Annotated in this window: 17 protein-coding genes; 3 read left to right on the plus strand and 14 right to left on the minus strand. The window is 46.7% G+C overall.

Annotated elements, in window-relative coordinates; translation table 11 throughout:
- Window positions 1-39: 39 nt before the first annotated feature.
- The 10 genes from ABIC15_RS01920 to ABIC15_RS01965 all read right to left on the minus strand — a co-directional run bounded on the left by ABIC15_RS01920 (window position 40) and on the right by ABIC15_RS01965 (window position 10,340).
- Window positions 40-618, minus strand: coding sequence for a Maf family protein (locus tag ABIC15_RS01920; RefSeq protein ID WP_354019854.1), 579 nt, complete (start codon window positions 616-618; stop codon window positions 40-42).
- Between the two features lie 107 nt (window positions 619-725).
- On the minus strand, window positions 726-1,457 hold the full coding sequence (locus tag ABIC15_RS01925) for a hypothetical protein (protein WP_354019580.1): 732 nt from the start codon (window positions 1,455-1,457) through the stop codon (window positions 726-728).
- Window positions 1,454-3,199 carry a fimbrial assembly protein gene (locus ABIC15_RS01930; RefSeq protein ID WP_354019581.1) on the minus strand — a complete coding sequence of 582 codons (1,746 nt, stop codon included), beginning with the start codon at window positions 3,197-3,199 and terminating at the stop codon, window positions 1,454-1,456. Before ABIC15_RS01930 ends, ABIC15_RS01925 begins: the two co-directional genes overlap by 4 nt.
- Window positions 3,200-3,217: 18 nt before the next feature.
- Entirely contained in the window at window positions 3,218-3,976 is a 759-nt protein-coding gene (locus ABIC15_RS01935) for a prepilin peptidase (RefSeq protein WP_354019582.1), read from the minus strand.
- 59 nt (window positions 3,977-4,035) lie between these two features.
- Window positions 4,036-4,563, minus strand: coding sequence for a type II secretion system protein (locus ABIC15_RS01940; protein WP_354019584.1), 528 nt, complete (start codon window positions 4,561-4,563; stop codon window positions 4,036-4,038).
- A gap of 138 nt (window positions 4,564-4,701) precedes the next feature.
- Window positions 4,702-5,919, minus strand: coding sequence for a type II secretion system F family protein (locus ABIC15_RS01945; protein WP_354019585.1), 1,218 nt, complete (start codon window positions 5,917-5,919; stop codon window positions 4,702-4,704).
- A 4-nt stretch (window positions 5,920-5,923) separates the two neighbouring features.
- Complete coding sequence (locus tag ABIC15_RS01950) at window positions 5,924-6,967, minus strand: type IV pilus twitching motility protein PilT (protein ID WP_290827239.1); 1,044 nt, start codon at window positions 6,965-6,967, stop codon at window positions 5,924-5,926.
- Window positions 6,964-8,628, minus strand: a complete 1,665-nt coding sequence (locus ABIC15_RS01955) for a GspE/PulE family protein (protein ID WP_354019587.1) — start codon at window positions 8,626-8,628, stop codon at window positions 6,964-6,966. The genes ABIC15_RS01950 and ABIC15_RS01955 overlap by 4 nt, the downstream gene beginning before the upstream one ends.
- An 8-nt stretch (window positions 8,629-8,636) precedes the next feature.
- On the minus strand, window positions 8,637-8,951 hold the full coding sequence (locus ABIC15_RS01960) for a hypothetical protein (protein ID WP_354019589.1): 315 nt from the start codon (window positions 8,949-8,951) through the stop codon (window positions 8,637-8,639).
- Window positions 8,952-8,978: 27 nt separating this feature from the next.
- Window positions 8,979-10,340, minus strand: coding sequence for a G5 domain-containing protein (locus ABIC15_RS01965; RefSeq protein ID WP_354019590.1), 1,362 nt, complete (start codon window positions 10,338-10,340; stop codon window positions 8,979-8,981).
- Between the two features lie 176 nt (window positions 10,341-10,516).
- Here ABIC15_RS01965 and ABIC15_RS01970 point away from each other — a divergent pair, with 176 nt between their 5' ends.
- From ABIC15_RS01970 to ABIC15_RS01980, 3 genes are read left to right on the plus strand one after another with little or no spacing between them, the layout of a single operon-like run.
- A complete protein-coding gene (locus tag ABIC15_RS01970; RefSeq protein WP_214763483.1) occupies window positions 10,517-11,041 on the plus strand; it encodes a prepilin-type N-terminal cleavage/methylation domain-containing protein in 525 nt (174 codons plus the stop codon).
- Window positions 11,004-11,609, plus strand: coding sequence for a PilW family protein (locus tag ABIC15_RS01975; protein WP_214763481.1), 606 nt, complete (start codon window positions 11,004-11,006; stop codon window positions 11,607-11,609). Before ABIC15_RS01970 ends, ABIC15_RS01975 begins: the two co-directional genes overlap by 38 nt.
- A gap of 17 nt (window positions 11,610-11,626) precedes the next feature.
- Window positions 11,627-13,195, plus strand: a complete 1,569-nt coding sequence (locus ABIC15_RS01980) for a type II secretion system protein (RefSeq protein ID WP_354019592.1) — start codon at window positions 11,627-11,629, stop codon at window positions 13,193-13,195.
- A gap of 48 nt (window positions 13,196-13,243) precedes the next feature.
- Here ABIC15_RS01980 and ABIC15_RS01985 read toward each other — a convergent pair whose 3' ends face one another.
- From ABIC15_RS01985 to ABIC15_RS02000, 4 genes are all read right to left on the minus strand, one after another.
- A complete protein-coding gene (locus ABIC15_RS01985) occupies window positions 13,244-13,933 on the minus strand; it encodes an ankyrin repeat domain-containing protein (RefSeq protein WP_354019593.1) in 690 nt (229 codons plus the stop codon).
- A 15-nt stretch (window positions 13,934-13,948) separates the two neighbouring features.
- Window positions 13,949-17,527 (minus strand): DUF5057 domain-containing protein, encoded by a 3,579-nt coding sequence (locus ABIC15_RS01990; protein ID WP_354019594.1) that lies wholly within the window; start codon window positions 17,525-17,527, stop codon window positions 13,949-13,951.
- 72 nt (window positions 17,528-17,599) lie between these two features.
- Window positions 17,600-18,850 carry a bifunctional folylpolyglutamate synthase/dihydrofolate synthase gene (locus ABIC15_RS01995; protein ID WP_354019595.1) on the minus strand — a complete coding sequence of 417 codons (1,251 nt, stop codon included), beginning with the start codon at window positions 18,848-18,850 and terminating at the stop codon, window positions 17,600-17,602.
- Window positions 18,851-18,906: 56 nt separating this feature from the next.
- Window positions 18,907-21,549: a valine--tRNA ligase gene (locus tag ABIC15_RS02000; protein ID WP_354019855.1), complete on the minus strand. Its 2,643-nt coding sequence runs from the start codon at window positions 21,547-21,549 to the stop codon at window positions 18,907-18,909.
- Window positions 21,550-21,585 lie beyond the last annotated feature (36 nt).

The raw sequence follows: 21,585 nt of genomic DNA on the forward strand, positions 1-21,585 counted from the left end.
GCCATTCAATCACTTCATCCGACCTTTCTGTACAAGGAATTACGCGAACATCGGCTCGATTCCAAATGCCTCAAGACGGCGGCTGATCGGATTGATCGGCAGACCGACGACATTGTAATAGTCGCCGTCGATCGCTTCGACAAACAGACCGCCTTTCCCCTGAATTCCGTATCCGCCCGCCTTGTCATACGGCTCATCTGTCGCAGCATAGGACAACATCCAGCTTTCTGGAATCTCGCAGAACCGGACCGTCGTCGTGACCGTAAACGTCTCCTCTCGTTCATCCTGCAAAAGCGTCACCCCGGTCACGACTTCATGCGTTCGTCCAGATAACCGCCGTAACATTTCGAGGGCCGCCGGTTGATCGGCCGGTTTTTCAAGAATGTGGTGATCCAGTGCCACGACCGTATCCGCTGCCAGAACGATTTCCCCGGGCTTCGCTACGGTACGGGCTTTTTTCCGTGATAAATACATCACGTACTCGTCAGCCGTCATCGGGTACGGGGCTTCCTCCAACACATCGGCCGGCCGTATCGTATGGGGCACACCGATCTGCCGTAACAGTTCAGTCCGTCTCGGAGAGGCCGAAGCCAGAATCAATGGGTGTTGCGTTATCATCAGTATCACGCTCTTTTCCTTCTTTTTCGACCAGTCTTACTGGAATCAACTTTCAGTATAACGAAAAACAAGTGCCGCTCCGAGTCAGAGCGACACCTGTTTTTTGATTAATTATCTGTAACATCGACAAACGGATCCGATTTAGGTGTCGTCTCTTGAAGAGGCGTCTGTTTATCCGGAATCAGCTGTGTCAAATCCGGACGGTAGTAACTTTCGATTTCCACCGTAAAGGACATCATCTCGTCCTCTAATACGATCGTCTGGCTTCCCGGACCGGGTTCATCCGGACCGGTTAGCTGAATTTGACGTAAAATCGTAATCCGGTCCGTCCGTTCGATCTGTTTGAGGAAGGCCATCAGTTCAAGATAGGACGGAGCCTCGACCGTCAAAGAAGCTGGCAGTGCCGTCGCGGTTGTGGTCGCAACCGGTGTCTCTGCAGTCTGGGCAGCTTCCGTCTCGGATTCTGTTGCCATTGCGCCATCGACGGCAGGCGTTGACTGGACCGGCGATGCAGGAGCTGCTTCCGTTCCAGTTGCGCCAAACGTGATAGCTTGGACTTTCACACCGGCAATTTGACTGGCCGCATTGATTGCATCAATCACGTCATCATTCGCCGGTACGACCGGTACTTGTTTTTGAAGAAAGCTGGATTCAGCAACATCCACTTTTTGTTCATTCGCCTTCGCTGCTTCAAGCTCCATCTGTTCCCGCTCAAGCGTTGCTTCCGTTTGATTCAGCTCTTGGTAAGTCGTATATGTTGTATATCCGAAGTAGGCGAGCCCTCCGACGATCAAGACAATCGTCAAGGCAAGAAGAATGAGACCACTGTATCGTTTCAATTTTCTTCCACCTCCTCTACTTCAGTCGAAACGGGTTCGCCCGCTTCTGTGTCGGTTGTCGGCGGTTCAACCGTTTCCATCGATTCCGCTTCCGGATCGACCACTGCATCCGTCGCCGCGTCTTCCTTCGGTGCATCGGGATCCGCCTGGTTCGTTTCCCCTTTGATGACTTCCGCCGGAACGACCGTCAGACCAAATTGTCCGATATAGCGCGGTTCTTCCGTCTCCGTATCATCCGTCGGCGTAATTGTCGTCGATGGAATTTCTTGACCGGTCGTCGGATCAATTGTCGTCGATGTGACGACTTCCGCCTCTTCATTCATCGTTTTTGTCGTGACACTCGTTAACGTCACTCCGGTGAAGGCCGTATCCGTCAACAATTGACGGTAAAACCCGTTTAACTCTTCAAGTGTCTCGAACTGCGCATTCATCGTGACAAGATGGTCGGCGCCATAGGCAAACTGCAGGATATAACCGCGTTCCGGCAGATACCGTGTAATCCGTTCAAGAGCCGGAACAGCTGGACGTGGTGTCGCTTCAAGCCCGTCAACTGTCTGCTTGAGCTGCGCGACTTCTTGTTTGGCGGATTGGGCCGATTCCGATTGTAGCGCCCGGACGATCTGAATCTGATTGTTCGAGGTCTCGATCCGGTCGGCAAATTGATCGGTCTGCCAGTAAAGATATCCGCCGACCATACCGCCGAATAGCAGCAGGATCAGCGAGGCGACGAGCGGAAACTTTGGAGCCACATCACTGTCCGGCAACAAGTTAATCCGGTCTTTATGGACCGTTGCTAATCCAACGAGGGGTAAGTAAGCTTTTGGAATCGATTGACCTGCCACATCAAGTACATCCGGTACTTGTTCCAACCGGACATCAAAGTTCGTTTCAAACCGGCGGACCAGCTCCTCTTGAAACGGAAAATCTCCAGTCAGCATGACGCGGCTAATTTCCCGCCCGTCCCGTGCTAACGAGAAGCGATAGAAATCAAGCACACGTGAAAATTCCAGTAACATCTCTTCCAAGATGAATTCGACGTTGGCATCGTCCGATTGATACCGGTAATGCAACCGGTCCTCGTTGACATCGACTTCCCAGGCATTCGCGACAAACGTATCGACCGAACGAATCAGACGCGGTATCTTGTCTTCAATGATGATCAGCTGATGATTCGTCGCGTTGACGTTCCAAATCAATAGATTACTGTCGGCTTCGACCTCATACAGCGCATCGAGACCAAAAAACGTTGCCAGTGGCTGGGGCTCCGCTGCCACGAGACGGATATGTTTTTTCCGGAACAGTTCCATGTACTGTTTTAACGCTTCGTTCGGTGCAGCATACAACATGATTTCCCGTTTACCGTCTTCTTCGAGCAGCGTGTAATCAAAATACGGTTCTTCAAACGGCAGGACGATGCTGTGTCCCAGTTCCATAAACAAATATCCGCGAATCTGATTCGTCTCGACCGTCTCCGGAATTTCGAGTTTCCGGGCCAGGACGAGTGATCCGTCAATCGCCAAGACCGCTTGCGAACCGCGGGGAACCTTTAACTTCGCCAATAAGCTGTCAAAAATCAGATCAAGCGATGCTTCCGGTTGGAGCCACCCCCCTTGAAGGGTTCCGGGCGGTAACGAGACGACGCCTCGTCGTTTGATAACACCCTTTTTAACGACCGCTCCAAAAATCCCGACATCTGTGAAATTAAAGTAAATATATGTACCTCTGCGCCGTGCTTGCGCCATATGTATGTTCTTCCTTTCCTAGAGGAACAGATCGAGATAAAGCTTCACCCAATCGTCCGCGAAATAATATGTCAGTAATGTTCCGACTGCAATCGAGGGAACAAACGGAATCGGTTGTTTTCGTTCAACGCGTTTGAAACCGAGTAACCCCAGTCCGATGATCGATCCGACGAACGCGGAAACAAACAGGGCGATGACGACGTGTAACGGACCTAAAAAAATCCCGAGCACACCAAACAACTTGACGTCTCCTGCCCCCATCCCTTGTCGTGACGCAAGAAAGATCACGAACAATAGAAAGAATCCGACGAATCCGCCAATAATTGGATTATACCAGTTCTCAAGGGGAGAAAGGTAGCGAACAATCAGACTAATCGGTAAAAAGAATAATAAGATTTTGTTCGGAATCAACATGTAGGCAAGATCGGACATGACGAGGATGCTGAGCAGACTCGTCAGCAGAATCGACAGGACGAATTGCATCGACCAGCCGAACTGATAAAAGGCGTACGCATATAACATACCGCCGAGTAATTCAAGTGCCGGATACTTGATTGAGATCGGCAGCTGACACGTCCGGCATTTGCCACCTAATGCGAGATAGCCGATGACCGGAGTCAGCTCAAGCGGACCGAGGACATGCCCGCAGTTCGGACAATGCGAGCGCGGACGGACGATGGATTCCCCGACCGGGACCCGTAAGCCGACGACGTTTGTAAATGAGGTCACGAGCAGCCCAATCAGGAAAAAATAAACGGTAAAGACGACTGTCATCATACAGTTCCCTCCTAAAAAAGTTCAGAAAAAAACCCCCGAGATGGGGGGAATGTTGCTTATTATTTCTTTTCTACTACTCCAGCACGTTTTAAGTCTTTTGGTGCTGCTGCTGTAAAGTATGTGTAGTCTGTTGATTCACTTTTCAGCGTAACTTCATAAGTGTAACTACCGTTCTTCTCAGTCACGGTAACGAACGAATCTTCATAAGGTGCATCAGAATTTAGAGCATCTTTCATATCATCGATGTATTTTTTTAACGAATCTGTTCTTGGAGCCTCTTTTGTACCTTTAGCAACAGCATTAGCTTCGATCGGTTTTTTATCTTCGTTGACACCAACTTTAATTGTTTCCCCAGGCTGAACCGGGTTCGACGAAGTATAAAGTTTTGCTGCTGCTACTAATTGTTTCGCATCGGATACAACCGCATCCTTACGTGAGTTCTCAATCAATCCGCCGATGGCGACGACAGCGATTGCTGCAATGATTCCTAAAATAACAACAACAACGAGTAACTCGATCAATGTCAAGCCGCGCTCGTCACGCATTTGTTTGGCGTCTAACCAGATTTCTTTCATACGTTCTAACATGTTTAATATTCCTCCCTAGCACTTTTTTACTATTTCCGGCGTATAGGTCATACTGTCCAGATGAATACTATTATAGTAGCACCATATTTTTTGTAGAAAATGGTTTTTTTCTACATCAGGTAAATGTTTTTACAGTTGTCAACTTGCTTGAATATCGGAATAGATTTTAAACATTGGGACAACGACAGCGATGACGATGACACCGACGATAACAGCTAATACTACAATCAATAACGGTTCGATAATGGACTTCAAGCGATCTGTTGTCGTCTCGACTTCCGTTTCGTAAAAATCGGCGACTTCCGTCAGCATTGAGTCAAGTCGTCCTGACTCCTCCCCGATCGCAATCATCTGTGTGACGAGGGGTGGAAAATATTTGTTTTTCGCCAATGGTTCGTGCATCGGAATTCCGCGGGCCATCGCTTCGTTCGCTGCGGCAATCCCTTTGCGGATGACCCGGTTCGTGACAATCCGTTCCGTGATATCGAGTGACGCGAGAATTGGGACGGATGCATTCAGCAGGACAGCCAATCCCCGTGTCATCAACGCAATTTGTGACTTTTGTATCAATGGACCAAAAACCGGAATCATCAATAACAACCGGTCGAAGACAACCCGTTGCCGTTCGTTCTTCAAGTTAAAATACAATAATCCGAGTAAACCAAACACAATTAAGAGTAAGACCCACCAATAGGCAACAAAAAAGTCAGAGACCGCCACGACGATTTTTGTAATCAACGGTAGTTCACTTCCCAGTTGGTCAAAAATCGACGCGAACGTCGGGACGACGTTTAACATCAAGAAGACGACGACGCCGATGGCAACAACCGAGACGACTGCCGGGTAAATCAGTGCCGAGATGACTTTACGTTTGATTTCATATTGTTTCTGCAACTGGGTGACGATATTATCCAGTGCTTCTTCCAAGTTTCCGCTTGCTTCCCCCGCCATCGCCATACTGACAAAAAACGTATCGAAGACACGGGGATGTTTTTCAATCGCTTGCGAAAATTGAATGCCGCTCCGCAAATCATCTTCAACTTCGACAAGTGCCCGCTCAAGCGGTTTTGAATCGGTCTGCTTCCGTAAGATTTCCGTTGCTTTGACAATTGAAACACCGGACCGGACGAGTGTCGCGAACTGCCGGGCGTACATGACCAAATGCTCGATTTTCGGTTTCGCGGTTAAAAATGTGATCTCCGTATTTAATCCTTTAGACTCTTGTTTCTCAAGTAACGTCACGGCAATTTGATCAGTCCGTAAACGTTCTGCTGCTTCCCGTTTCGTCAGTGCTGTAATCTTGCCTTTTTTCCGTTTACCGGTCATCGTGCGACCTTCATATTTGAAGACTGTCATTAATTCACCCCGATATGTAAGGTGTCGCGGCTGATGCTGGAATCAAACCTCGACTCACTAAGTCTTGTAATGCCATCTGCATCGTCTGCATCCCGTACTGTTTCCCTGTCTGCAGGACAGATTGAATCTGATATTCTTTTCCGGTCCGGATCAAGTTGGATACTGCGGGTGTTTCAACCATGATTTCAAGCGCGGCGACACGACCGGACCCGTCCGTTCGCGGCATTAGCCGTTGCGAGACGACTCCGGCCAGGACGTTTGCGAGTTGAGCCCGAATCTGATCCTGTTGCTCCGACGGAAAGACATCGATAATCCGGCTGACCGTCGAGGCCGCCGTCGACGTATGGACGGTTGCAAAGACTAAGTGTCCGGTTTCTGCTGCTGTCACGGCCGTCGAAATTGTTTCGAGATCCCGCATCTCCCCTAGCAGAATGACATCCGGATCCTGCCGGAGAGCAGACCGTAACCCGGTCGCAAACCGTGGGGCATCAATCCCGATTTCCCGCTGGTCAATCAAACTTTTCTGGTGACTGTGCAGATACTCGATCGGATCTTCGAGGGTGATGATCCGTTTATACATCGTCTGATTGATTTCATTGATCATCGCTGCGAGTGTTGTCGATTTCCCGGAACCGGTCGGACCGGTCACGAGAATCAAACCGTGTGGCTTTGTCAGGAAACGTTTTAAGACCGGCGGCAACGACAATTGGTCGAGTGTCGGAACTTCAGTCGGAATCGTTCGAAAGGCCATCGACAATGCACCGCGTTGGTAAAAACAGTTGACGCGGTAGCGTGCCACTCCTGTCACACCAAACGAAAAATCGATATCCCGGTCTTGTTTTAGCTGTAAAAACATTTCCTCGGTAATTAGCGAGCGTACGAATCCTTCGATGACGATTGGTTTCATTTTTTCTGTTCCGAACGGAGTTAACATCCCGTTGATTCGAAAGACCGGCGGTGAGCCGGCTGTCAGATGGACATCGGATGCTTCTTTTTCTTTTGACGATCGTAAAATATCTTCAATTTGGGCGCGTTCCATCGTACTCATTCGGAAATCACCGTCCGGAGAATTTCTTCGGTTGTCGTGATGCCTTGTGCGACTTTGGATAGTCCGTCGGCCAACAACAATCGTTGTCCTTGTGATTTTACATACATCGTGATTTCACTCTCCGTTGATTGATTCATGATCATTCGTCGTAAGCTCTCATCGACCATAACCACTTCTTGGATTGCCAGACGTCCGCGATAGCCGGTCATGTTACACGATGAACAACCGCGTCCCCGCATGACGGTCGTCGCTGTGATGCCTTCTTGTGCAAACAACTCTTCTTCCCGTTTTGACAGCGGCTGGGCTTCGCCACAGTCGCGGCAAACGCGCCGGACGAGACGCTGGGCAATCAGTCCTGTTACTGAGGCTGCAACGAGAAACGGTTCAACCCCCATATCAATCAATCGGGTGATCGAACTGACAGCGGAATTGGTGTGCAATGTCGAGAGAACAAGGTGACCAGTTAATGAAGCCCGGATTGAAATCTCGGCGGTCTCGATGTCCCGAATCTCCCCGACCATGACGACGTTCGGATCCTGCCGTAAAATCGAGCGGAGTCCACTCGCAAACGTCAAGCCGATTTTCGAGTTGACCTGGACCTGATTGATGCCGTCGACTTGATACTCGACCGGATCTTCGACCGTAATAATGTTGCGGGTCTCATCATTTAATTCATTCAACGCGGCATATAAGGTCGAGGATTTTCCGGATCCGGTTGGGCCGGTGATGAGAATGATACCGTTCGGTCGTTTTAACATCTCCCGGAACTGCTGTTCATTCCGTTCGCTGAATCCGATTTTTGCAATCGAGATGTTGGAATTCGAGCTGTCGAGAATCCGGATAACGACTTTTTCACCGTAAACGGTTGGTAACGTCGAAACACGGAAGTCATAGGCCACTCCGTTGTGGAGATACTTAATTCGCCCGTCCTGTGGCAGACGGGATTCGGTAATATCCAGTTCGCTCATGACTTTGATCCGGGTCGTCAAAATATTTTGAATCTGTTTCGGATAATTATTTTCAGTCCGCAATTCTCCGTCAATCCGAATCCGGATCGACAGGGACGTTTCCTGGGGATCCATGTGAATATCGGACGCCCGTTGGGAAATTCCGTTCTCGAGGATTTGATTGACCAGACGGATAATCGGCGCATCTTCGCGTGTCACCGTATCACGTGATGTGTCGGAAATCGTCATCTCGTCCGACTCGAGTAATTCGCGCAGGGATGAATCGATATCGTAATACTTTAAGATCGTCCGCCGGATTTCGTCGCGTGTCGCAAGACCCACTTCAATCATCAATCCGGTCTGCAACCGTAAATCATCAATCGCAATCAAATCCATCGGATCCGCCATTGCGATGAATAAACGATTCCCTTCCCGATAAACCGGTACAAGAGTATGCCGCTGTGCCAAATCTTTCGAAATCAATTTCGTGACCGCGACATCAACCGGATAGTTATACAGTTGAATGACAGGGATTTTTAATTGATGATGCAACGCTTCAATCAACTGTTGCTCCGTTAAATGACCGATTCGCAACAATGTATCCCCGAGTTTTTCCGATGTTCGTTTGACGGATAACGCCTCTTCAATCTGTGCTTCCGTCACAACGCTTTCTTCTAACAGCATTTCACCTAATCGTTTTCGTTTCATCGCCATTTACGTTGTCATCCTTCCGCGTGCCATGTTTCTTCCTCATCCAGTGGTGTCAGTTTTTGTTTTTTTTCATCAATGACACTCGTGATTGCCGTCACAACAAGAATTGATACGATGTAACCGGCAATAATCAAAGGATTTGAAATCCAGTCAAATTTAACGAGTAAATAAAGCGAAGTGACCAAGACGAGTGCCGTCAATGAGAGAATCACTTTTGCTGCGGTAGTCGTGACGAAAGGAATTTGAATTGCAAACATCAATCCACAAATGATGGTCGCAAGACCGATGATGATACCGAGTTCAATTGCTAAGTCCGTCCAGTTCATATTCATCCTCTTTTCTTTTTAGCAGAATCAGCCGACAGCGCCTTCCGTCGAATCGTCTTCGACCGGAGAGGCCGGGTCCCCTGTTGTCGGTGTGTCCGGAGTATCTGGTGTCGTCGGTTGATCCGGTGTCACAGGTTCTTCCGGTGTTGTCGTTCCGTCGGTTGTTCCATCCGTTGAATCCGTTGTTGAGTCATCCGTCGCATCATTGGTTGTTTCATCGTTCGTCGTATCGTTCGTCGAGTCGGTAGTCGGTTCTTCTGCCGGCGGTGTCACGACAGGCGGTAACTCCTCTTGACTGCTTTTCGTCACAACGGCAGGAGTTGCCGCATAAAAATCAAGAGCCAGCAATCGTTTAACTTCTCCTTGATTGGACTTCGTCACACGATACAATTCGATCGATTTCCCTTCGACCCCGGATTGGGTATCGCTGCTTGTTCCGGCAGACAGTGTTGCCGAATATCGTGTAATCGTCCGGTACGGAATCGTTTTTTCCGCTTCAAGGACGGCCGTGACCGTTTCTTTGAATGGTGTCCCACGTAATTCCAACGTGACATCGCTTCCATTCTTCGTCGCGACGACCTGATAATTGACAGCTTGTGTGTTGCGAACGGCAAAATCTGTTTTTTCATCAATTTTGACGTCATAACCAAGTGTGATATCATCCGGTAACTGCGCATGCGGCATCCGTTCGACGATTTCAAATGGAGTTTTCGCAAATAATTCGTATAGTTTACTGCCGATGAAAGAAGCAGCCATCGGATCCATTCCGTACGTTTTCACATTCATCAATTGACCGGCCTTAATATCGACTTTGGCCATTGCGTCAATCATCTGTTCTTCTGCTGCCGAACGTGTCGTAAACGTGACACTCGAGACGACTTCTCCTGCCGGATCAATGGCCGCTGCCGTTTCCGACGGATCAAAGTTTCCTTCTTCCAGCTTTTTGCTAGTTTTCATCAACCAAGCATTAAATGTCTTGACCTGTTCTTCCGTATATGTAATCGGTTGTGAGGCAAGGTAGGCTTCCATCGCTTCTTGATCGACGGTCACTTGTAAAGCCCCGCCCTTTTTTAAAGAAGCCTGTTTGATGGATTCTTCAATCTTAAATGTTACGAGTTCAGTCGGGATCGGTAACGTTTCTTCTCCTGTCCCGACCGTCAATGGTGTTTTTTTAGACCAGGACGTGACAGCTTCCTGCACTTTCGGCTTTGCTTCTTTTCGTGTCAATCCGCTGACCGGAACGGAGCCGATTCGGGCAGTATCGGAAAAATTTTCAATAACAGTTGCTTTGCCCGTAAAGGAAATCAAGGCAAACGAAGGAACATAGATAAGTGCGATCAAGGCGACCAATAACAGCGTATGCACAGCAAAACGTTTTAAATTTATCATTATCTGTTTCCTTTCCGTATGAAATAACCATTTCAGGTGTCTAGTATTTCCATTATAATGAATATTATGATGAAACATAAGTCCTACCTGACAAATACTTTCTCTATGTGTGAATACATACCTTTTTTCAATTTTCAGGTCCAAATATCCTATTGATTTAACCATGAGGTGAGTCTATGTCAAACCAGCAAGATGGGTTCTCGTTAATCGAGGTACTCGTCAGTATTACGATCCTATCCATCATATCTGTATCATTGATCAGTATTTTTTCACAGTCTCTGTCCGCTTCGAGAGATAGTACAAAACTAACGTTTGCGAATTACTTAGCCAAAAATGCCGCCTCCTACATCGGGCGGGAAGCACTGGAAACTGAATCCGGTCCATTTGTTTTCAGTGACCTGAAAGACAAAGCGCAACAAACAACTTATCAAAACGGAGCTTTTGCAATCCCGACGCCGAGCACGCCGTCATGTGGTGTATCGGCTATTTGTGACTCAATCTTCAATGATGCGGAAATAAATAATTTACCGTTTGATGTGAAGTTCAGCGTCACCCCCCATAAGATAAACGGTACAAACGATCCGAATCTACTCGATCTTTATATTTATGTCTATCCGGATGGACAACCGGAGCCGATTACGTCTTTGAAAGGATCGATCACCAATGCGACGCTTAATCAAAGTTTTCCCTCAACGAAATGATGGATTTTCGCTCGTCGAGCTGCTCGTCGCCATCGTCATTGCCGCCATTTTCAGTGCTGTCATCTTGACCGTATTTATTTCAGGAACTAAAAGTTTTCAAGCAACCGGTATCATTAGTGAATTGCGGAGCGAAGCTGACAGTTCAGTCGGTTTAATATTAAACGAAATCACCGGATTTGATGCTATCCGGATCGACCAAACGAATACATTATCATTTTATAAAAAAACATTGCCGAATATCAGTCGGACAACCGGTTTATTGGAGCGGTCCGAAGGTTTCATCCCCTATAATGCAAATCAGAACGATGTCATTGATCCGGTTGCCTATTCTTTTGTCGAAAAACGAATGGAAAATACGACGATGATTTATTCGGGGGCACCGGAGATTATTGATGAACAGACCAGCCTCAAAAAAACCTTTACCTTATCCAGTCCAGAAACGGTCACAATCAAGACCGGTGAGTTCCCTGGAGTTTATGTCATCCATGGAATTTTGACAATCACCTTGACCATTCAGTCCACCAATCAAGAAGAAACACAAACACTCACAAGTACGATTGGTTTTTAAGACAGAAAGGAGGACTCATGCGAAAATCCGAAGAAGGTTATACTTTATTATTTGTATTAGTAACTCTGACGGTGCTATCCGTCTTAGCGGTTGCAACGATTGGTATTAGTCTTCAATCTACGCGGCTGACAGAAATTCGCGGAACAAATATTGAAGTGGAGTCAGCAACACAAAGTGAGTTGAATCAAGCGATTGCTGCTTTACAGCAAATCGTCGCAACGACAGCAGGAACCAGCCCGACCAGTTCTTCGAAGGAATTATTCAGTGATCCGACCAATCAAATCATTGCAAAACTTGCGACTGCTGCGCCTAATGTCGAAGTCAAGTTGAATGAAGGTGCTTCAAATGTCCGGGTCAAGGCATTTGATTTAACAGCACAAGTGGCAGAAACGAAAGGCGATCAGCCGACCGTCCGGAAAAAATATACGCAACGTGTCTATTTATCCGCCATTCCAAGTTTTTTATATTATATTCTTGGCTCTGATAATCAAGTCATTTTAAATGGTGCCCCTCGAATTCAAGGGAATGTCTTTTCCCGGCAGGCATTAAAGGTTTCCGCATCACCGAAATTCATCTACAATGGTGCGACCGGCGCCTATACGGATAAAACAGCCCGTTCCTACATCGATGGTCAGGTTAAAGTTTTTCAGCCGAAGGATCAACCATTGTTGAGCTGTCTTGACTTCCTCACTTGTGATACGAGTGTATTTGACCCGACTGTCCAGACGGACCTGGTCGCAACGAAAGAAGCTTTGGTTCCGTTCGATTTCGAATTTGCTTTAAACGACTTTTTAAATATTCCGAGCACAACTACCCTTTCGGCATTACCGGGCTATTTGCGTGCTCAACCAATCAAACAAGCGATTTTAACAGGTCCTTTCCTAAACGAACTCAGTACAGACAAACAGCTGATTCGACCGGCACCTGCGGAAAATAACACGGTGACAATCACTGACGATATCGTCAAGGAATCAAAAGAACCGCTCATTATCGACGGTAATTTAACCATTTCTTCTTTAAATCCGGTGAATCAGCCGCTCGAAATCAAGCGGCCGATGGTTGTCTTAGGTAATCTATTGATTCGAGGGAATGTCAGCTTTGCAACGACCATGTTTTCAACGGGTTCGAGTCGACTGGACGATGCAAACATTCAAGGAATCGCCAGTTCATCCAGTCAAAACACGTTGATTCTTCTCAGTAAAGGAAGCCTGACGATTAACCGTGTGAACAAGTTTTCAACGCCACAGACATCAAAACCAGACATGAATGCCTTTTTATACAGTGATGATTCTGCCTTGAATCGAATCTATTCCGTCGGTTCTACGATGAATCTTCATGGAGGTATTTTCACGAGAGGTCAGCTTGAAATCAACGCCTACCGTGGAACGCTGGATTTACCAGAAAACAGCTTCCCGCAAGATGTGCTCGCCCTTCAAACGTTGATGACAGCCAAACAATCGACGGATGCTGAAAAATCACGCCTGCGTCTGACTTACGATGCCAGTGTTCTTCAAAATCCAACTGCCATGTTACCGCTCAGCCGCGCTGTTCAATTATATGTTGAGACACCCAAACGTCTTCCGTGACATACAAAAAACACGACATCCTTTCTGATGAGGATGTCGTGTTTTTCGTTATTTAAATGACTCTGCTCCGTAGCTCTTCGCTATTTTCTTTACTTGTTTCGCCGTTGCTGACGCCCCGTTCTTTTCTAGCAATTCGTATAAATCGATTCGATTTTGTTTGACGGTCTCGTAGATTGGTGGATCTGTTCCTCTATCCGGTGCAGCACCTGCTACAAGGAGCAACTCCATCGCTTCTTGATTTTGATCCACTGTCGCATAATACAGTGGGGTGTGACCAAATCGATCAAGTTGATTCAATTGCTTCTTGGAAGCTCGTTTGACGAGTAAAGCATAGGCATCGGCAGAACGATTGATGCTGGTTGAGACATGTAAAACATTTTGTTTGTTTTTATTCAGCTGTTTCGTTGAAGCTCCAGCCGCTAACCATTGTTTGACAACATCGGACGAAGCAAACTGTGCGACATAGAACCAGTTTTGTTGATTTCCGGCACTTGCTCGGTCCAGCAAGACAAGTGCCTTTTCGTACTCTAATGACTCTTGAAACTTCCGAATATACCGGTTTCGCTCTTTTGTAGACAAATTGACAGCTTCAGCTGCTTGTTCCAACTTGGTTGCATCTTTTGCTTTAAGACTTTCTTCAAATGTTTGCTGGTTTCGATAATCAATTAGAAAGTACGTTATCCCTCCGATTCCAATCAGAAACAGAAAGACTACGCTGATGATTTTTTTGCGCGTCACGTCGTTTGCCCCTTTTTAATACACATCGGTGTCACTTTCTCCTGTTGAACCGTCGGATGAAACCGTGACTTTAAACGTTGTCGTCAACGGTTGTTTCTCATTTGTTCCTTCTTTCGTCACTTCAAAAATATCTTTATTTTCTTTTAAAGCAGTTACTTTAATCCGGGCAACACCTGGTCGGAGCGCTTTTAATGTTTGAGCAGACGTATCCGTCTTGACATATTCCTTCCCTTGTAACACTTCCAAACGATAGAAACGTTCAGTCGCAGTAACCGGTAACCAGTTAAGAATCGGTCGTTTTTGATCGTCTTGCAAGGTCATCGTCAAATCATTTGCTGTCAACGAGATTGGATTTTCACGAACATTAATTTTAGTTACAGCACGGGTATCCGGGAAATCTTTTAATTGTAAGACCGCATCGACTGGACCGTTTGGTGTTCCGGTCAGCCCTTTGACGACATATCCGGTACTGGTCGCTGTCAGCTCAATCGCATCACTGATTTTTGATAGCACGAACGCTAAGCGGATATCCGGAGAAAACGTGGCCGTCACATTTTGAGTCGTTCCTTTCCAAAGTTCCAAATTGCTTGGACTAACAACGAGTTCCGGCAACTTGACTTCAATCGGATAAATCTGCGATTGTGCCAGATAAGTGGTTGACCCTGCCGCCGCCGGTACGACTGCTTGTACAGTTATCGTACCGGGTTTAATCCCTGTTAATTTCAATATGTCTGTATCCTTGCCTGTGGCTTCGACAGACGGCGTGTTCGTGATGATCCATTTAACCGGCGCATCTGTTCCCGATAACATGACGGCATCTCCGGTCATCGACTTCGTTTCTCCGACATACAAGACACTCGGGACATCACGAACAACTAATCCTCCAAACACATCATTAACGGTTAATTTTGACGTCGCAACAAGTTCTCGTCCATTCGCTACAGGAACAATCAATTTAATATCCGTTGTTCCGATTTTTTTCGGCACAATGATTCCATCTTGGTTGATGGTCGCAATGTCTGTATCTGCAATCGACCATTTCAACGTGCCGTACTGACTGCCGGCCGGACTGATTTCCGGCAAGACTTTATAGGACGGTGTATTGAGATCGATTCGGACCGGCTGAATTTTTACGTCTGTCGCATAAGGCGTTGATAAAGCATACCCGAGCGTCGGAAAAGCTTGTGTATCGTTGGAAACAGATGACGACTTGTCTTTTCCATTTTTCTTATCCCGATAAATCGTTTTTGTTGAACTGACGGTATTATCTTTTTTATCAAACAGATGAGTTCCCACGCTATCTTTTGCTCGAACTTTTACGGTAAATGTAAGTTCAGACGGTTGCGCAACCCATAATCCTTTATGGACCCCTTCGATTGCTTCATCGTATTCAATATCCGGAATATCTCCGGTTAATTTTTTTCCTACAATTTTAATGTTACCCAGTCCGGTCGCTGAAACGACATCAATATTTTCCGGGAAATTTTCAGTGAATAAGATGTTTTGCATTGTAACTGAAAATTGACTCATGATATATCCGTTATTTCCAATGGCATCTTTTTGAAGCATCGGACTGGTTTTAACTGTATACGTGATATCAGCTGTTTCACCTTGCGGAATGGTGGCCGGATTGATTGAACGCGACAAGATGAACGGTGAGGAAGCAGACGGTTGAACGACTTGAATCGTTCGTGTCTCAATCGTCTTCGCTCCGCGCTGATCTTCTGCTTCAATTCGGATGACCGCTGAGGTTTTACCCGACAGTTTCCCATTAAACGTCTGACTGACAAAGGAGTTATTCTTTAATTTATCGTTCTCAAATACTTTTTGATCATCGATATAAATCCGTGTTTTTAATTGGCGATCACGTAAATCATAGTCATTCACTTTATACGAAATCGTAAGCGGCTCATTACTTAAATAACTGGCTTGATTATCAGGCAGAATATTTTTAATCAGTGGTTTGTGATTAGCACCGATGAATGCGCGGTACATGGTATTGGAGAAAAGTTGCATTTCTCCAACCTTATCAAACTTAGAGGTATGTCCTGCTCCGGAGTAGGTCACGTTGCCTTTCGTATACATGTAGTAATGATTGCGTGCATCACCAACGGTTCTTCCAGCGTCTTGATTAGCTGCATCAACACTGTTTTCCCGGATGTTATACCATGGAATCAAATCGGGTTGTTCGAGATCCAGTCCAAAGTACTGGTTATGTGTTTCGGCAATATCAATTTCATCCGTAAGATTAAAGGGATACGATGTCATGACCCCTAAGTTTTGTTTGATGGCTTTAGTTGATTTATGAGGAGCCGCATATCCCATATTCGTGAAATTTTGTTGTCCTGCGAGTCCTGCGAACTTCGATTCCCAAAATAATTCTGAATTCGCCGATTGACTTGGTCTAAAAATCGTATCATGAGACAACATGAGTCCTTGTCCGGTATTTGTAAATCCAAGAATTTTATTTGAAGCCGCTTCACTTACAGCCGCCGCACCATAGGAATCCTGGAATCCAAATATTAATAAATCGTATTTGGAATTCAAATCAACGTTCGCGTAGTCCGAAGAAAATTTAGCAGAATCCGTTACTTCAATATTAAATTTATAAAAGTCCGGTTTCTCCAAATAAGTACCGCTTAAATAGGTATTCAACGATCCCTTACCTGTATCTCTTGTAACTTGAAGAACTTTTGCCTCTGCAACTTGGTCCTTCATCAAAAAACTGCCGGTCTTATAGTCGGTTAAACCGTCACTGCTTAAAACACGAATCATCCAGTTTCGTGGCCCCGTATAACTTGGGGCATCAAAATTATAGGTTAACGTACCGGTTTTTCCGGCCGGTTTCTCATCTATTTTTTCAGATTCGTCAAATTGATCGTTACTGTCAAAGTCGATGAAGAGTTGCGCCAGTTGATTCGTATTTTCGACACTAGTCGTATATGAAAAATCGATTGGTACATTCGGAACCGCCATCGGTCCTTTATCGACTCCGGTCAGCGCCGCTCCATTTTGTTGAACAGATACATTTTCGAGCCGTGGTCGAACAATTTTCTGTGCTTTTAATTTTGTAATGACCGTCGTCATGTCGGTATAGGTAGGGATATCTTTAAAAATTAAATTAAAATTACTTGAGGTTTGCGCGAAGACATCTTGATGTAAAAAAACAGGTAATCCTTTTTTAATGTAGGCATTTTTTATTTCGTTCGCTTTTAGCTTCGTAATATCATTTTCAATTTTATTGGTATTATGATTTTTTTTCGTATCCGAAATCGTCATCGAATAACGATCTGTACCCGAAAATACAGATGAATCAAAGACAATCGCGTCAAATGCGCCATCAAGTGAAAAGCGTGAGGCATTTAGTTCCTTGACCGTCATCATCTTGATCTCGTATTTAGTCGTATCCAGTCCCGTCAACATCGATGTGATGACGGTATTCGGATCAATCCGGTTTGTTGCTGACCAGGCATCCCGTACCTCTAAAATCTTAAATTTTTCTCCAGCTGCAGCCTTTGTATGTGGTGGTTGTATATACGTAATACTAGTAAATATCAATAAGCTGACTAAAAACAGACGTACCCAACGTTGCATCTCCATCGTCTCCTCGTCGTAAGATCTTAAAATCTAGGACTATATTACCCCACCTTTAGTATACAAGGACTTTTACTGTTTTCCCTTTTTTGTAAAAGACTGCGCCTTTAGTAATGTGCGGACTGTGCTGATGAAGTAGAGGGATCCGGTGACGATCAGCGTCTCTCCTGTCGTATCCACTTCCTTGAAAAAACGGTTGAGTTCCACCGCGTTCGCTCCGTCCGTCTTTAATTCTTCAAGCGTCCGCGCCCGCGGGAAATCAAATGTCGTCTCATAAATCTCTGACGTTACTTCCCGTAACTGCGTCAGCATCGCTTCCCTGTCCTTGTCCCGTAAGATCGAACACAGGGCGACGACCGGTTTTGACTCTTCCTTCAAACGTTCGACAAGTGCCGTCACCCCTTCCGGATTATGGGCACCGTCTAGGATGATCCGCGGTTTGCGGGAAATGATTTCAAAGCGTCCCGGATGCGTGGCGTTACGTAATCCGCGACGGATCGCGGTCTTTGACCAACCGAGCTGTTTCGCACAGACGACAGCATTGACCGCATTGTGGACCTGATGTATGCCTTCGAGTCCAAGACGTGTCTCGGGAATGCCTTCGTACGTCGCCCACGTCCCGGTCTCACTCAGCCGGTAATGGCGGATGACTTCCTGACTCCAGGACAGACTTGCCTGTCGATCGCCACAATAGGCCATCAACGGTACCGTCAATTCTTCCTGAAGTTTCCCGGCAATGACTCGTGTACCCTGTTTGATGATCCCGAACTTCTGTAAGGCAATCTCTTGGAGCGTATCTCCGAGAATCGCTTGATGATCGTGACCAATCGATGTAATGATTGCCGCTTTCGGCTGCTTCAGGACATTCGTTGAATCATACAAACCACCGAGTCCGACTTCGTAAATGACAAAGTCAGGACGGATTTGATTGAAGTGATAAAAGGCAAGTGCCGTCAATGCTTCGAATTCCGTTACGGTACCGATTGCCGATTCTATGTTCATCATTGCTTTCTGTACATTATTTGCCGCCTCAACCAGGTCCGGTTCACTGATCGGCACACCGTTCAGCATGATACGTTCCTCAAACTGAATGATGTACGGTGAGGTGAACGTTCCGATTTGCAGCCCTTGCGCCATCCCCATCTCCCGTAAGAAGGCGACCGTCGAGCCTTTCCCGTTTGTTCCCGCGACATGAACCGTCGGAATCGCATCCGGATCAATGGCAAGTTCCGCCAGTACCGCTTCCATCCGACTCAGTCCCGGTTTGATACCAAATGCCAGTAACGCCGATAACCATTCGAGTACATCTTCTCGTGTTCTCACGCTTGCTTCACTCCTTCAAAAAAAGTGACTCAAGAAAACTTGAGCCACTGTTAAGATTATTTTGCGAGTTCGCTGATCCGGACTTCGACTGCTGCCCGTTTCTCTTTGTAGTCTTGTGCTTTTGCTCGTTCTTCTTCAATGACATGTGCCGGTGCTTTCCCGACGAAGCCCGGGTTGTTGAGTTTTTTCTCGACCCGTTCGACTTCTTTTGTATACTTGACGAGTTCTTTGTTCAGACGGGCGATCTCTTCTTCGATGTTGATCAAGTCAGCGAGCGGAATGAACAATTCGGCTCCCGTTACGATGGCACTCATCGCTTTTTCCGGTGCTGTCATATTGCGTTCGACGAGCAACTCGGATGCATTGGTAAATTTCTTCAGGTACGAGACGTTCGTCTCTAAATCATGTTGGACTTGGTCGTCACTCGTTGAAATCATCAACTGGATTTGTTTCGACATCGGTGCGTTCACTTCCGCCCGGATGTTCCGGACTGAACGGATGACGTTTTGAACGGCTTCAAAGGCCGGGACAGCTGCTTTGAAGTCGAGTGCATCGTTTCGTGTCGGCCAAGCGGCACGTGTGATGGTTTCGCCTTCATGCGGCAGGTGCTGCCAAATTTCTTCCGTGATGAACGGCATGAACGGATGCATCAGACGCATGATTTGATCCAGCGTATAGGCAAGAATCGAACGTGTCGTCAATTTCGCTTCTTCGTCCTCACCGTTTAACGGCAACTTCGCCATCTCGATATACCAGTTACAGAAGTCTTCCCAGATGAAGTGATAGAGGACACGACCGGCTTCCCCAAACTCATATTTGTCCGACAGACGCGTCACATCATCAATCGTCGTGTTCAGACGCGTCAGAATCCACTGGTCAGCCAGTGATTTTTCACCTGACAGATCAATCTGGTCGTATGTCAGTCCGTCCATGTTCATCAACGCAAACCGGCTTGCATTCCATAACTTGTTCGAGAAGTTCCATGTCGCTTCGATTTTTTCCCAGTAGAAACGTAAATCGTTCCCCGGTGTGGAACCGGTCGTTAAGAACCAGCGCAGTGAATCGGCACCGTATTTCTCGATGACATCCATCGGATCAATTCCGTTCCCGAGTGATTTGGACATTTTCCGTCCTTCCGAGTCACGGATCAACCCGTGGATCAAGACATCGTTGAATGGACGTTCGCCTGTGAATTCATACGATTGGAAGATCATCCGTGAGACCCAGAAAGCGATGATATCGTAACCCGTTACGAGTGTTGACGTCGGGAAGTACTTCTGATAGTCAGCTGCACCTTCGTTTGGCCAGCCCATCGTCGAGAACGGCCAAAGGGCGGATGAGAACCATGTATCCAGCACATCGTTGTCCTGTTCCCAGTTTTCGATGTCCGACGGTGCTTCTTTGCCGACGTACACTTCGCCCGTTTCTTTGTGGTACCAGGCCGGAATCCGGTGACCCCACCAAAGTTGACGGCTGACACACCAGTCACGGATGTTTTCCATCCAGCGGACATAGGTGTTTTCAAACCGTTGCGGGATGAAGTTGATTTTATCTTCGCCTTGCTGTTCCTGCAATGCTTTTTCAGCGAGCGGTTCCATTTTCACGAACCATTGGAGCGACAAGTACGGCTCAACAATCGCGTCCGACCGTTCCGAGTGACCAACGGAATGCAGATGCGGTTCGATCTTGATCAAGACACCTGATTCTTTTAAGTCTTCGACAATCTGCTTACGGCATTCGAATCGGTCCATACCTTCGTATTTCCCTGCATTTTCGTTCATCGTTCCGTCTTCGTTCATGACGAGGACACGCGGTAAGTCATGACGATTTCCGACTTCAAAGTCGTTCGGGTCATGAGCCGGTGTAATTTTAACGACACCGGTTCCGAACTCCATATCGACGTATTCATCAGCAACGATCGGGATTTCCCGGCCGACGATCGGTAACGTGATCGTTTTTCCGACGAGATGTGCATAACGCTCGTCTTTCGGGTTAACAGCAATCGCTGTATCGCCGAGCATCGTTTCCGGACGTGTCGTCGCCAGTTCAACGTGACCCGTTCCGTCCGTCAAAGGATAACTGAAGTGATAGAAAGCGCCTTCGATATCTTTATAAATAACTTCGATGTCTGAAATTGCTGTTTTCGTCGCCGGATCCCAGTTGACGATGTATTCGCCGCGGTAGATCAAGCCTTTTTCATATAATTTGACGAATACTTCCTGAACGGCCTCTGACAGTCCTTCGTCAAGCGTAAACCGTTCCCGTGAATAATCGAGTCCGAGTCCGAGTTTTGACCACTGCTCGCGAATCGTTGAAGCATATTCTTCTTTCCATGCCCATGATTGTTCAAGGAACTTCTCACGTCCCATTTCAAGACGCGATTTACCTTCTGCGCGGAGTTTCTGCTCGACTTTTGCCTGTGTCGCAATTCCGGCATGGTCCATTCCCGGCAGGTACAAGACGTCAAAGCCCTGCATCCGCTTCATCCGTGTCAGCATATCCTGAAGTGTTGTATCCCAAGCGTGACCAAGGTGCAATTTACCGGTAACGTTCGGCGGTGGGATAACGATTGTATACGGTGCTTTCTCCGGATCCTGATCAGCTTTAAAATATTCCCCTTTTATCCAAAAGTCGTACCATTTTTCTTCCGTCGCCTGCGGATCATATTTTGTCGGCATTGATAATTCCTGCATCTGAATCGCTCCTTTAGTCCATAATAAAAACGGCTTCTCTCG

The organism is Exiguobacterium sp. PvP048, assembly GCF_040549175.1.
GTDB classification, from domain to species: Bacteria; Bacillota; Bacilli; order Exiguobacteriales; family Exiguobacteriaceae; genus Exiguobacterium_A; species Exiguobacterium_A artemiae.

Excerpts from the sequence above, each read along its gene's own strand:
- ABIC15_RS01940 (WP_354019584.1), bottom strand. The coding sequence starts at position 4,563 with ATGTTAGAACGTATGAAAGAAATCTGGTTAGACGCCAAACAAATGCGT.
- ABIC15_RS01930 (WP_354019581.1), bottom strand. The coding sequence starts at position 3,199 with ATGGCGCAAGCACGGCGCAGAGGTACATATATTTACTTTAATTTCACA.
- ABIC15_RS01975 (WP_214763481.1), top strand. The coding sequence starts at position 11,004 with ATGCGACGCTTAATCAAAGTTTTCCCTCAACGAAATGATGGATTTTCG.
- ABIC15_RS01950 (WP_290827239.1), bottom strand. The coding sequence starts at position 6,967 with ATGAGTACGATGGAACGCGCCCAAATTGAAGATATTTTACGATCGTCA.
- ABIC15_RS01935 (WP_354019582.1), bottom strand. The coding sequence starts at position 3,976 with ATGATGACAGTCGTCTTTACCGTTTATTTTTTCCTGATTGGGCTGCTC.
- ABIC15_RS01990 (WP_354019594.1), bottom strand. The coding sequence starts at position 17,527 with ATGCAACGTTGGGTACGTCTGTTTTTAGTCAGCTTATTGATATTTACT.
- ABIC15_RS01960 (WP_354019589.1), bottom strand. The coding sequence starts at position 8,951 with ATGAACTGGACGGACTTAGCAATTGAACTCGGTATCATCATCGGTCTT.
- ABIC15_RS01970 (WP_214763483.1), top strand. The coding sequence starts at position 10,517 with ATGTCAAACCAGCAAGATGGGTTCTCGTTAATCGAGGTACTCGTCAGT.
- ABIC15_RS01920 (WP_354019854.1), bottom strand. The coding sequence starts at position 618 with ATGATAACGCAACACCCATTGATTCTGGCTTCGGCCTCTCCGAGACGG.
- ABIC15_RS01980 (WP_354019592.1), top strand. The coding sequence starts at position 11,627 with ATGCGAAAATCCGAAGAAGGTTATACTTTATTATTTGTATTAGTAACT.
- ABIC15_RS01955 (WP_354019587.1), bottom strand. The coding sequence starts at position 8,628 with ATGGCGATGAAACGAAAACGATTAGGTGAAATGCTGTTAGAAGAAAGC.
- ABIC15_RS01965 (WP_354019590.1), bottom strand. The coding sequence starts at position 10,340 with ATGATAAATTTAAAACGTTTTGCTGTGCATACGCTGTTATTGGTCGCC.
- ABIC15_RS01945 (WP_354019585.1), bottom strand. The coding sequence starts at position 5,919 with ATGACAGTCTTCAAATATGAAGGTCGCACGATGACCGGTAAACGGAAA.